Here is a 13,386-nt window from a genome sequence, read left to right on the forward strand (position 1 = left end):
CATACAACGATTTATATATTATTTTACCATTCTGAATTTTCTAAGTAAATAAGACTACCCTATATTTTTTACTCATAAAAAAAGGTTACCAAATGGCAACCTCCTCTTCTTATATTACATAAATTCAGCAACAAGTTCATCAAACATTTTCTGATCCATATTTAAATCAGCTTGCACTAAAGGCTTCTCACTATACCCTTTTACAAGTTCTTGGTATGAAGGTTGCTTTGTATTTTGATAAATTAAACCTGTTACTAACCCGTTCTTTTCCATTAATGTTTGCATAGCCATCATGCGGTTAGATGGATCATATCCTTCTACTGTACTTAGTTTCGTTAAATTCTCTTTAAACCAATCATAAGTATTTACTTTATTGTAAGTAACACATGGACTAAATACATTAATTAATGAAAAGCCTTTATGGTTAATACCAGCTTCAATAATTTGCGTTAATTCTTTTAAATCACTTGAAAAGCTTTGCGCCACAAATGTCGCACCAGCTGTTAAAGCCATTTCCATAACATTTAGTGATGGTTCAATTGAACCTTGTGGTGTACTTTTCGTTTTAAATCCAGCTTCACTACGTGGTGAAGTTTGACCTTTTGTTAATCCGTAAATTTGGTTATCCATTACGATGTACGTAATATCAATGTTACGACGAATAGAATGGATCGTATGTCCCATACCAATCGCAAAACCATCACCGTCACCACCGGATGCAATAACTGTTAAGTCACGATTTGCCATTTTTACACCTTGTGCAATCGGAAGAGCACGTCCGTGAATACTATGCAAACCATATGAATTAATATACCCTGAAATACGACCTGAACAGCCGATACCAGAAATAACAGCTAGCTCATCTGGATTTAAACCAACGTTAGCTGCCGCACGCTGAATCGCAGCCTGCACCGAGAAGTCTCCGCAACCTGGGCACCAGTTTGGTTTTACACTGTTACGAAAGTCCTTAAATGTTGCCATTTAATACAACCCCTTTTTTGCATTCGTTGTAAATCTCTTTCGGCAAGAATGGATTTCCATCGTATTTTAAAAGACTAGAAATTTTCTCACCACTGCCAAGATTCATTTTCATAATGTTAGCAAGCTGACCAGTTGCATTGTTTTCTACTACTACAACACGCTTCGCTTTTTTCACAAGTGGATCGATTTCAGCTGTTGGGAACGGATGAATTAAACGTACATGGGCATGGTTTACTTTCATTCCTTCTTGTTCCAAACGTTGCATTGCCTCTTCGATCGCACCACGAGTTGAGTTAAAGCCAACTAACAATACGTCTGCGTCATCATGCTTAGCATTTTTGTAAATAGGGGTATTAAACTGCAAGTTCGCCATTTTACGGAAACGTTTGTCCATTTGATCTTTACGATTTAACGCTGATTCAGATGGTTTACCCGTTTCATCATGTTCTACACCTGTAACATGGTGAATACCATTTTTCATACCAGGTAAAACACGTGGTGAAATTCCATCTTCTGTTACTTCATAACGCTTGAAGTATGCTTTATTTTCACGTTCTGGTAATTCTACTTCTAAATCAAGCTTACCGCGACGAATTTCAACCTTATCTAACTTAAGTGGCTCTACTGTTTGCTTTCCTAAAGAAAGCTGTAGATCTGTTAAGAAGATAACAGGCACTTGATATTCTTCTGCTAAATTAAATGCTTCTACAATATCATAGAAAGCTTCTTCAACTGTACTTGGCGCCATTACGATCTTTGGAATTTCACCATGCGTTCCGTAAATCATAGCCATTAAGTCAGACTGCTCTTGTTTTGTTGGTAAGCCCGTACTTGGACCACCACGTTGTGTATCAATGATAACTAGCGGTGTTTCAGTAATACCTGCTAAACCTATTGCTTCCATCATTAAAGAAAGACCAGGACCAGCAGATGCTGTTAATGTACGAACACCAGCGTAGTTTGCACCGATTGCCATTGTACAAGCTGCGATTTCATCCTCAGTTTGGATTACTGTCCCGCCGACTTTCGGTAACTTTTTAATTAAGTATTCCATAATTTCAGATGCAGGTGTGATTGGATATGCAGACATAAAGCGAGCACCACCAGCTACTGCACCAAATGCGATTGCATCGTTTCCAATCATAAACATGCGTTTCTTACCGTCAGCTTTTTCAAGCTGCATCATGTTTACTTTTTCACCAAGCAATTCTTTCATATATTGAGAGCCGCGTTTAATGGCTTCCATATTCTTTTGAACGACTTGCTCTCCTTTACGACCAAAGATTTCTTCAACAACCTCTAAATACGCTGTTTCGTCTAATCCTAATACCGCACTAGATGCCCCAACAGCAACCATGTTTTTCATTAATGATGTGCCTAACTCTGAAGCAATATCTGTAAACGGTATCACATATAGATTTACATCTGTATTATCAGGTATTGTTGGATTAAATTTTGCATCCGCAACTACAATTCCACCCGGACGTAGTTCGTGGAAGTTAAAATCAATTGTTTCTTGATCAAAAGCAATTAAAATATCTAAATCATCTGAGATCGCGCGTACTTCTGTTGTACTTACACGAATTTTATTATTTGTATGGCCGCCTTTAATACGTGATGAGAAGTGGCGGTAACCGTATAGGTAATATCCTAATCGGTTTAATGCAATACAGAAGATTTCCCCTGTACTTTCAATTCCTTCACCTTGTTGGCCTCCAACTTTCCATGAAAGTTGACTAATCATCTCCTACACCCCTTTTGGCTGCATTCATTGTAGTGTATTTTTTTACAGTATTAGTTTAGCATTTTTTATACAAATAAACTACAATGGACGCAAATTATGCCTCTTCTGATTTCCCTGAATCTTTAGTATAAAGCTATTTCGTTTTCCATTCTAGTATTAGGTCTTAAAAAAATCAATAAATTCAAGTGAATTCATTTTAATTTTTCTGAATTTTTAAAATACAATCTTTAGAACGTTACACAGTCAACAAAATTTTTATACAAAAATCGATCTACAGTTGATTCACTATACTTTTTACACAGGTGATTAATTATATTTTCATAATCCCTGTATGCTTCTACACCTACAACAGTTTCTAAAATCCCATCAAAATCAGAACCGAATCCTATATTTTTTTCTCCACCTAATGAACAAATATATTCCACATGTCTTAATATATCTGCTATATTCGCTTGTCTTTCATTCGTTAAAAACTGCGGTACGAATGTAATACCAATAATGCTATTTTTCTTTATGAGAGCTCTTATTTGTTCATCGGTTAAATTGCGTGGATGCCCACAAAGTTGATAACAGTTTGAGTGAGATGCAATTGGGTTTTTAGCTATTTCTATAACATCCCAAAAGCTTCTTTCATTTAAATGAGACACATCGGTCCATAAATCTAACATATTAAGTTCTTGTACAACTTGTCTACCAAATGTAGTTAAGCCTGCACCACGTGTCTCTAGCGCCCCATCAGCTAATAAATTGGCATAGTTCCATGTTAATCCAAAGGAACGTACACCTAAGCGATAAAACAAACGTAATTTCATCGCTTCTTTTCCAATCGCTTCGCATCCTTCTAATGTTAATAACGCTCCAATCTCGTCCTGTTTTAGCATGTTAATATCGTTTTTTGTCTGAATAAACTTCATTCCTGGTAGCGATAGAATTTCACTATGAAAAATATCTATCATTTGCAGTGCAACTTCAAAGCGCTTTTCATACGCTACTGTTTCTGGTATATATATCGCAAAGCATTGTATACTTCCTTTTCTTTTCTTTAATTGTTCAAATGTAATATGTAATTGTGAATCGTTTTGAAAGTCTTTTTTTCCCTTTGCACTCCATAACTGAAAGAGTACATCGCAATGAGCATCAAAAATTTTCATATTCATTCCTCCACTATAAAAACAACCTGTTTGCATACATGCAAACAGGTTGTTTCAACTTAACGAGGTTCTACAATTAATTTTATTGCCGTACGCTCTTCGCCATCGATCATAATATCTGTAAACGCTGGGATACAAATCAGATCCAAACCACTAGGCGCTACAAATCCTCTTGCAATTGCTACTGCCTTTACCGCTTGATTCAATGCACCTGCACCAATAGCTTGAATTTCTGCTGTTCCGCGTTCGCGAATAACACCTGCAAGTGCACCAGCTACAGAATTAGGGACCGACGTTGCTTTAACTTTTAATATTTCCATTCCGCGTTTCCTCCTCGTTTTTATAAAAAGTAATAGCAATTATTTCACTTTAACTTATATTCACGAGGAATGGCACGTATTCCTGCTAAATTTCTGTAATTTTTCTAAAAAATTAAAATATAATGACTTCTCTAACTTTTCGTTAAAAATTACTCAAAAAACGGCTGATCATCATTAATTAAAATGCGTTCAATTTTCTTCGCTTTCCCTGTATTTGGATCCACATCGATTAAAACTGCACTTAATTGCGTTCTGCCATTCGTTACCTCAAAACGTACTGGTAAGTTCGTTAAAAACTTCTTCAATACCGCTTCGCGATCCATACCTAAAATACCATCATACGGTCCTGTCATACCAACATCTGTAATATAAGCTGTTCCGCTTGGTAAGATACGATTATCAGCTGTAGGAACGTGTGTATGTGTACCTACTACAGCTGTAGCACGGCCATCTACGTACCAACCTAACGCCTGCTTCTCACTTGTTGTTTCAGCATGAAAATCAACAAAGATAATATTCGTACGTTTTTTTGCAATATTGATTAATTCATCCACTTTTCGGAATGGACAATCAATTGGAGGTAGGAAAGTACGTCCTTGTAAGTTAATTACTGCAACTTCTGTTCCGTTACAGTTCACAAAGATAAGACCTTTTCCTGGCGTTCCTTCTGGGAAGTTAGCTGGTCTTGCAAGATATTTAGCATCATCAATAAATTCAAATACTTCACGATTATCCCAAGCATGGTTTCCAAGCGTAACTGCCTGTGCCCCGCACTCCAAAAAGTTTCGATATATTTTTTCCGTAATTCCACGTCCACCCGCAGCATTTTCTCCATTAATGATTGTTACTGTAGGTGTATATTTTTTCTTTAATGCCGGTACGTACTGTTGAATCATGTCTCTACCAGGAGATCCTACTACATCCCCAACAAATAATATTCTCATATGTCTTACCCTTTCTATGTACTGCATTTTTTATTACCTTACTCTAACAAGCAATTTCCTTATAATATTAAAAATTTACCTATTATAAGTTTCTTTCACTTGCATACTTCTCATAAATAATTTTATTTTACCCAATTCCAACACAAAAAAATAAAGTGGTGTTTCACCACTTTATTTTGCGTATTCCACTGCACGTGTTTCACGAATAACAGTAACTTTAATATGTCCTGGATAATCCAGTTCACTTTCAATACGTTTTCGAATATCACGAGCTAAACGATGAGCTTCTAAATCATCAATTGTATCTGGTTTTACCAGAATACGAACTTCACGTCCTGCTTGAATTGCGAAAGATTTTTCTACGCCTTCATAAGACTCTGAAATTTCTTCTAACTTTTCAAGACGACGAATGTAGTTCTCAAGTGTTTCACTACGAGCTCCCGGTCTTGCAGCTGATAATGCATCTGCTGCTGCAACTAGAACTGCAATGATAGAAGTTGGTTCTGTGTCACCATGGTGAGATGCGATACTGTTTATTACAACAGGATGCTCTTTATATTTCGTTGCGAGTTCAACACCAATTTCAACGTGGCTACCTTCTACTTCATGATCAATTGCTTTTCCGATATCATGTAATAGACCAGCACGTCTTGCTAGTTTTTCATCCTCACCAAGCTCCGCTGCCATAAGTCCAGTTAAATATGCAACTTCCATAGAGTGTTTTAAGACGTTTTGTCCATAACTTGTACGGTATTTTAAACGACCTAAAATCTTAATTAAATCTGGATGTAAGCCATGAACACCCACTTCAAACGTTGTTTGCTCTCCGACTTCACGAATATACTCGTCCACTTCACGTCTTGATTTTTCGACCATCTCTTCAATACGCGCTGGGTGAATACGTCCGTCCTGTACTAGTTTATCAAGAGCGATACGAGCTGTTTCACGACGAATCGGGTCAAATCCAGATAGAATTACCGCTTCTGGTGTATCATCGATAATAAGGTCAATACCTGTTAACGTTTCTAGCGTACGAATATTACGACCTTCACGTCCGATAATACGTCCCTTCATTTCGTCGTTTGGAAGATTTACAACCGAAACGGTTGTTTCAGCAACATGATCAGCTGCACATCTTTGCATTGCAAGAGATAAAATCTCTTTTGCTTTCTTATCCGCTTCTTCTTTCGCACGAACTTCACTTTCTTTTACCATAACGGCAATTTCATGAGAAACTTCACTTTCTACTTTACCAAGAATAATTGCTTTCGCTTGTTCGCGTGTCAGATTGGAAATGCGCTCTAATTCTGTTTGTTGCTTTTGAACTAACTCTCCCACTTTGCTTTCCAACTCTTCAATCTGTTGTTGTTTCGCTACAAGAGAATCCTCTTTCTTTTCCAACTGTTGCTCGCGCTTATCGAGCGTTTCGTCTTTACGATCAAGGTTCTCTTCTCTTTGCATTAAACGATTTTCTTGTTTTTGTAATTCGCTTCTACGGTCACGAATTTCTAATTCAGCTTCTGTACGAAGTGTATGAATTTCATCCTTTGCTTCTAAAAGCGCTTCTTTCTTAAGTGCTTCTGCTTCACGATTCGCTTCGTCTAGAATACGTTTCGCTTCATTAGTTGCACCATTAATCTTCGCTTCAGCAATAGACTTTCGAACAAAAAAGCCAACAACTGCACCGACTGTTGCAAGCAAAATGGAGATGAGTATCCAAACTGTACTACTCATGATTTCACCTCCCCTTGCTATGAATGAAAAAAGACTGTCGGCATGTACATTGAATAGCAACGTACAGCAAAGACCGTCGTCCCGCTTTTTTAAGGGACTTTCTTCATTTCACAATTAAAATGTCATATTATTATTTCGGCAAGATTTAAGTCTTACTCCGAATATTACTTCTCTTCTTGAGAAGAGTATATCGTATATAAGAAAAAATATACATTCTCATTGTATCTATCGCAATTTTCATTGTCAAGCGTTGTCTACTTTTACTTTCTTTACCTTCAGCCCTGAATCTTATCTGAATTCGAAAAGTAGGTAGCATATTATCCTGGAAAACCTTAGTAAATCCCATTGTCTTCACGTAAAATATATGAATATTCCTCTTTACACATAGCCTTTTGGATAGAATAAATATTTTATCTCCAACTATATACAACGCTTTCATAGCGAATTTAAAAATAAAAGACACGATTCCGTGTCTTTTATTTTTAATCTTGAAGGGTTGAATCTTCCGTGTCTTCAACACCAGAGTCTTCACCAATTCCATGATGTTCACGAACAAAGAAGGCAATTTCCTCTCTTAAATCCGTATTCTCTTTTAAGAATTGCTTCGAATTCTCACGACCTTGTCCTAAGCGTTCTTCATTATAAGAGTACCAAGCACCACTCTTTTGCACGATATCAAGTTCAGAAGCCATATCTAAGATTTCACCTTCTCTTGAAATACCTTCTCCGTACATAATATCAACTTCAGCAACACGGAATGGTGGTGCTACTTTATTTTTAACTACTTTTACTTTCGTTTTATTACCAACGATGTCGTTACCTTGTTTTAACTGCTCAGCACGACGCACTTCAAGACGGACAGTTGAATAGAATTTCAACGCACGACCACCTGGAGTTGTTTCTGGGTTTCCGAACATAACCCCAACTTTTTCACGAATTTGGTTGATAAAGATTGCGATTGTTTTTGATTTGTTGATTGCACCTGAAAGTTTACGAAGTGCTTGTGACATTAAACGTGCTTGTAAACCAACGTGAGAGTCACCCATGTCTCCTTCGATCTCAGCTTTCGGTACAAGAGCTGCTACAGAGTCAATTACGATAATATCAACCGCGCCACTTCGTACAAGTGCTTCTGCGATTTCTAGTCCTTGCTCCCCTGTATCAGGCTGTGATAATAGTAATTCATCGATGTTAACACCTAATTTTTGTGCATAAACAGGATCCATCGCATGCTCCGCATCGATAAATGCTGCTTGTCCACCTTGTCGCTGTACTTCCGCGATTGCATGTAATGAAACTGTTGTTTTACCTGAACTTTCAGGTCCGTAAATTTCAATAATACGGCCACGTGGGTATCCGCCTACCCCTAGTGCCACATCTAGTGCTAAAGAACCACTTGAAATTGTAGAAATTCTACGCTCCGCTTGTTCTCCTAATTTCATAATTGAACCTTTACCGAATTGCTTCTCTATTTGTTTTAACGCCATATCTAATGCCGCTTGACGATCACTCATTCATAATTCCTCCTTAACTGAACTGCTAATCTTATTATACCTATTTTCAATTCAATTTGCCAACAAAAATCGAACATTTATTCGATTTTTTTATTTTATATCGAATCAAACTAGATTTTCCCACAAAAAAAACCAGAAGAAACTCATATCTCTTCTAGTTTTTTGTATAAATGATAAAACCCATATTTTGTAGAGCGTTCTCTAATTTGTTGACGACTTCCACTTAAATTAAGAGGGAAGACTTCAGTCGGTTCATCCTTAATCGCCAATCCAACAAATACTGTTCCTGGTTCTTTATACTCCGAAGCATCAGGTCCTGCCACCCCAGTAAAGCTAATTCCAATATCTGCTTTTAACAGTTTCTTTACATTTTCAGCAAGATAACGAGCACATTGTTTACTAACCGCGCCGTCAGTACGTAACACTTCTTCAGGTACATGTAAAATTTGTTGCTTTACTTCATTTTGATAACAAATGACTCCGCCTTTAAACACAGACGAAACACCCGCATTTTCTGTTACTTGATTTCCAAAGAGACCGCCTGTTAAACTTTCTGCACATGCTAAAGTTAACCCTTTTTGCTTCAATAACTCTATTGCCTTGTAATGAAGAAAATCTTGGTCATATCCGTAGAAAAATTCTCCTACTCTTTCTAAAATCAAATTTTCCACATGTTGAATTAGTTTCTCCGCCTCATTCGCATCATGATGTTTTGCAGTTAAACGTAATGTCACTTCTCCATCATTTGCGAGTGGTGCAATGGTCGGGTTCGTTTGTCCATCAATTAAATCTTGAACTTTTACCTCTAATTGAGATTCCCCAATACCGAAAAAGCGAAGAACGCGAGAATAAATATTTTCCCCTGTTGTAAAGTTACGTAAAAAAGGCTCTACGTACCTTACATACATCGGCTTCATTTCTTTTGGCGGCCCTGGTAATAAAATATAAACTTTTCCGTTTTTATTTAAACCCATGCCAGGTGCCATACCGTGATCATTCGCAAATACAGTCGATCCACTTAGAACGAGCGCCTGCTTTTTATTATTTTCCGTAAATTCACGGCCTGTACGCTTAAAATAATCGCTTATGGACGTTAATGCTGTTTCATCATACACAAGCTCTTCACCTAAGCTAGACGCTATTGTTTCTTTCGTCAAATCGTCTTTTGTCGGCCCTAATCCGCCTGTGAAAATAAGCATATCAGCGCGCTCTTCAGCCAATTCAATTGCCTTTTGTAATCGCTTGTTATTATCACCCACAACAGTATGATAGTACACATTTATTCCAATTGAAGCTAACTTTTCAGATAAAAACTGGGCATTTGTATTTGCAATTTGTCCAAGTAACAATTCAGTTCCAACCGCAATAATCTCAGCATTCATCCCAATTCCCCCATAAAACTTCTATTTTGAGTTTACAAAAGCAGCCCTATTTTTCCAGAAATAATCCCATCCTGAAATAACAGTGAAGATTAATGCAATCCATATGAAAATATCAGCAACTGGGATATGGATTAAATTTAAAGGTACATCGTGTAATAAATACGCTGCAATCGCAATAATTTGTGTCCATGTCTTAATTTTCCCTAACTGATTTGCTGCCACTACTTCCCCTGTCCCAGCAAGTACAAGGCGTAAACCTGTTACTGCAAACTCACGGCTTATAATTATAATAACGATCCAAGCAGGTACATATTGCATTTCTACCAATGTGATAAGTGCTGCCGAAACAAGTAGTTTATCTGCTAACGGGTCAAGGAACTTCCCTAAATTCGTTACAAGATTATACTTTCTTGCATAATGTCCATCAATCCAATCTGTAGCCGAAGCGATAATAAAGATAAGTGCCCCTACTAAATGTTGAATTGGTAACTCTACATCACCAATTATAAATGAGCCCCATTCAAAGGGCACTAACATAATTACCATAAAAATTGGAATTAAGAAGATTCTAGATATTGTAATTTTATTTGGTAAATTCACAGCTATTCCTCCATCATATCAAAAACATTTGTTCATTGAAAAAAGTCATCGAAGCGATGACTGTTATTGTGCAGGTTGCCCTATCCCTTGGTTTTTTATCACCAATCTTTGGTGAAGTTCTTTTTCTGGATCCAATGGGAAAGCAACCACTTGACCATTCAGTTTAACTTCAACATTCGTTGCATTTCCAATATTAAGTCGCACTTCTTTTACTGTTGATAAATCACGTTTTTCTATTTGGCCACCTTGTACTGTAGTGTTTAGAATTTCGTTCCCAGCATCATCTTTAACATCTACATAACTCGCACCTTTACCCGATATTTCCAGTTCTAATGTTTTATTATTATGAATTTCCAAAGTAGATACCTTACCAGTTGTTCCAACTACTTTTACCTCTTGCTGTCCAGTTGGTTGTGCTGGTTGTTCCTCTTTCTTTGGCTCTTCTTTTTTTGGTTCTTCTTTTTTTGGTTCTTCCGCTTTCTCTTCATCTTTCTTCGTATCTAGCGGAGAATTTTTTGCTTTTTGAACTTCAATTTTCTCACTTTGAGCATTTGGAACTTGCCTATCATCTTTTCCAGTTAACGCTTGAATAACAAACCATACTACCACTCCAAATGCAATCACTAATAACGCAATCAAAATTTTCGGCATATGATCTGCAATTGGCCATGATGAAGATTTTTGCATTGTTTCTTGTGTTTTCTGTCCAGTTGATACTTGTGGAACATCGTGTTTTTCAGATTGTGGTATCGTACTCTGATATTCTACAAGCAGTTCCTCTCCATTTAATCCAACCGCATCTGCATATTGTTTAATGAATGCACGCGCATAAAAAGTTCCTGGCAATACATTATAATTGCCTTCTTCAATCGCTACTAAATGGCGTTTTTGAATTTTTGTAATTTCATGCAGCTGATCAATAGACAAGCCTTTCGCTTCTCTTGCTTCTGTCAGCTTTTGTCCTAATTCCGTCACTACTAACACCTCAATATTTCTTTAAAAGTCAAACATAGAGAAATTATTTTGCGTACCTTGCTCAATTTCATCTACTAAATTATATTGAATTTCTTCATCATAATCGTTACGCAATTCGATAATATAATCAAAATCATCCAATGTGTATTCCGACTGACTCACAAATACATCTGGATGTTCCACAACTTTCGTTGCAGGCAACCTCATGATTTCACGAACAAGCTGCCAATGTCTTTCATTTGCACGCTTTGTTGATACAATTCCATCTAGTATGAAAATATTATCGTCGCTATACTCATCTTCAATCAATTGGCTACGTACAGTTTGCTTAATAAGAGTCGATGATACGAATAGCCATCTCTTATTTGCACAAACACTTGCGGCAACAATGGATTCTGTTTTTCCGACACGAGGCATTCCTCGTATCCCAATTAGCTTATGACCTTCTTTTTTCATTATCTCCGCCATAAAGTCTACAAGTAATCCTAATTCATCACGTACAAATCGAAATGTCTTCTTATCATCTGCATCTCGTTGTATGTACCTACCATGTCTAACTGCTAGCTTATCTCTAAGCTTTGGCGGACGATATTTCGTTACCGTTATATTATCCATCGTATTTAGAATTGATTCAAGTCTAGAGATTTGCTCTTGATTATCACACATAAGCAGAAGTCCACGTCGTGCATTATCTACACCATTAATTGTGACAATATTGATGCCAAGCATACCGATTAACGAAGAAACGTCACCAAGTAAGCCAGGTCGGTTTTTATGTATTTCATATTCAAAATACCATTCAATCATCCAAGATCACTCCCCCACGCTTACTTTACACCTACGTACTATATTATATGATTTCACCTTAATAGGGAAGCTAAATGTATAATCTACCCCTCTTAATTATTATACAAAAAAAGTAGAGAGGAGTTTCTCCTCTCTACTTTTACTTATGTTGTACAAACTTCACCATTAAATTTGCGATTGTATGTTGCTCTTGTTCATCAGCAACTTTCCAAAGCTCAGACAATAATTTTTCTTGATCGTTGCGCGCTTCTACTTCATTAGCTAAATAATCTCCAACACGAAATGCCATATCTGATACGGCACCACCATCAAGCCCTTTCCCCCCCGCTTGTTCTAAACGTTCTCCCAAAAAGCTCTTCCACTGATCAAAATTATCTAACACTGACATGTTTAAGCACCTCACTATTGAGTAATAGAATCATGCTTAATTTGTACATTTTTTTGTTTTTTATGTAAGAAATTTTTAACAATGCCAACCGCCATTGACTCCAATAATTTGCCCCGTAATATAAGAAGCTCCTGGTGAAACAAGGAAGGAGACTGTTTTTGCTACCTCTTCCGGTAGTCCTAGCCTACCTAATGGAATATCTTCAGCAATTTCATTTTTATCATCTGCTGAAAATATATTTAACATTTCTGTTTCGATTGCACCTGGCGCTACCGCATTAACACGTAATCCACTTAAAGAAACTTCTTTCGCTAAAGCTTTCACATATGAATTTTGTGCACCTTTTACCATTGAGTACAGCACCTCACAAGATGCTCCTATTTGCCCCCAAATGGATGAAATAACAACAACATTTCCACTTCTCCGCCCGATCATCGATGGAAGCGCCATCGAAAGAAGTCTATATACACTCTTCACTTGAAGCTCGACCATATAATCTAATTCTTCATTTGTAACATCTGTTACTAATCCAAAAATACTCTTTCCAGCTGCGTATACAATAACATCAATAGGATGTTCTATTTGCGCCCACAATTCCTCTGCTCCATCTCTAGAAGCTAAATTTGCTTGCACAGGAATCACTACATCAAATTCCTTCTGTAACTCCCTTACCTTCTCTTCGCTTTTATTGTAATGAATATAGACTGTATAACCATCCTCGATTAACTGCTTCGAAATAGCAGAGCCAATCCCTCCGCTCCCTCCAGTTACTAATGCATACTTTTTCATAAGTTCCCTCTCTTATCTTTTATGTATAAATAAATAATACCCTCATCTTACCATTTG

Annotated in this window: 13 protein-coding genes; all 13 read right to left on the reverse strand. The window is 37.0% G+C overall.

Going from position 1 to position 13,386, the window contains the following annotated elements; all coding sequences use genetic code 11:
• Positions 1–114 precede the first annotated feature (114 nt).
• The 13 genes from BAU23_RS01800 to ymfI all read right to left on the reverse strand — a co-directional run bounded on the left by BAU23_RS01800 (position 115) and on the right by ymfI (position 13,329).
• Complete coding sequence (locus BAU23_RS01800; RefSeq protein ID WP_000190147.1) at positions 115–981, reverse strand: 2-oxoacid:ferredoxin oxidoreductase subunit beta; 867 nt, start codon at positions 979–981, stop codon at positions 115–117.
• Entirely contained in the window at positions 968–2,725 is a 1,758-nt protein-coding gene (locus tag BAU23_RS01805; RefSeq protein WP_000625430.1) for a 2-oxoacid:acceptor oxidoreductase subunit alpha, read from the reverse strand. Before BAU23_RS01805 ends, BAU23_RS01800 begins: the two co-directional genes overlap by 14 nt.
• Positions 2,726–2,952: 227 nt before the next feature.
• The gene (locus BAU23_RS01810; protein WP_000688013.1) at positions 2,953–3,876 is read right to left on the reverse strand and encodes a dipeptidase; all 924 of its coding nucleotides are present in this window, start codon (positions 3,874–3,876) and stop codon (positions 2,953–2,955) included.
• Positions 3,877–3,935: 59 nt separating this feature from the next.
• On the reverse strand, positions 3,936–4,196 hold the full coding sequence (spoVS, locus tag BAU23_RS01815; RefSeq protein ID WP_000404341.1) for a stage V sporulation protein SpoVS: 261 nt from the start codon (positions 4,194–4,196) through the stop codon (positions 3,936–3,938).
• 149 nt (positions 4,197–4,345) lie between these two features.
• Positions 4,346–5,140 (reverse strand): TIGR00282 family metallophosphoesterase, encoded by a 795-nt coding sequence (locus BAU23_RS01820; protein WP_001221088.1) that lies wholly within the window; start codon positions 5,138–5,140, stop codon positions 4,346–4,348.
• A 171-nt stretch (positions 5,141–5,311) separates the two neighbouring features.
• Positions 5,312–6,874 (reverse strand): ribonuclease Y, encoded by a 1,563-nt coding sequence (rny, locus tag BAU23_RS01825; protein ID WP_000099778.1) that lies wholly within the window; start codon positions 6,872–6,874, stop codon positions 5,312–5,314.
• Between the two features lie 482 nt (positions 6,875–7,356).
• Entirely contained in the window at positions 7,357–8,388 is a 1,032-nt protein-coding gene (gene recA / locus BAU23_RS01835; RefSeq protein WP_001283855.1) for a recombinase RecA, read from the reverse strand.
• A gap of 143 nt (positions 8,389–8,531) precedes the next feature.
• The gene (locus BAU23_RS01840) at positions 8,532–9,770 is read right to left on the reverse strand and encodes a competence/damage-inducible protein A (protein WP_000990702.1); all 1,239 of its coding nucleotides are present in this window, start codon (positions 9,768–9,770) and stop codon (positions 8,532–8,534) included.
• A gap of 21 nt (positions 9,771–9,791) precedes the next feature.
• Entirely contained in the window at positions 9,792–10,370 is a 579-nt protein-coding gene (gene pgsA, locus BAU23_RS01845; RefSeq protein ID WP_001052978.1) for a CDP-diacylglycerol--glycerol-3-phosphate 3-phosphatidyltransferase, read from the reverse strand.
• Between the two features lie 63 nt (positions 10,371–10,433).
• Complete coding sequence (locus BAU23_RS01850) at positions 10,434–11,345, reverse strand: helix-turn-helix domain-containing protein (protein WP_071733449.1); 912 nt, start codon at positions 11,343–11,345, stop codon at positions 10,434–10,436.
• 21 nt (positions 11,346–11,366) lie between these two features.
• Positions 11,367–12,152, reverse strand: a complete 786-nt coding sequence (locus tag BAU23_RS01855) for a DUF3388 domain-containing protein (RefSeq protein WP_000574107.1) — start codon at positions 12,150–12,152, stop codon at positions 11,367–11,369.
• Between the two features lie 139 nt (positions 12,153–12,291).
• Complete coding sequence (locus BAU23_RS01860; RefSeq protein WP_000114449.1) at positions 12,292–12,540, reverse strand: DUF3243 domain-containing protein; 249 nt, start codon at positions 12,538–12,540, stop codon at positions 12,292–12,294.
• 75 nt (positions 12,541–12,615) lie between these two features.
• Positions 12,616–13,329: an elongation factor P 5-aminopentanone reductase gene (gene ymfI / locus BAU23_RS01865; RefSeq protein ID WP_000759588.1), complete on the reverse strand. Its 714-nt coding sequence runs from the start codon at positions 13,327–13,329 to the stop codon at positions 12,616–12,618.
• Positions 13,330–13,386 lie beyond the last annotated feature (57 nt).

The organism is Bacillus nitratireducens (genome assembly GCF_001884135.1).
GTDB classification, from domain to species: domain Bacteria; phylum Bacillota; class Bacilli; order Bacillales; family Bacillaceae_G; genus Bacillus_A; species Bacillus_A nitratireducens.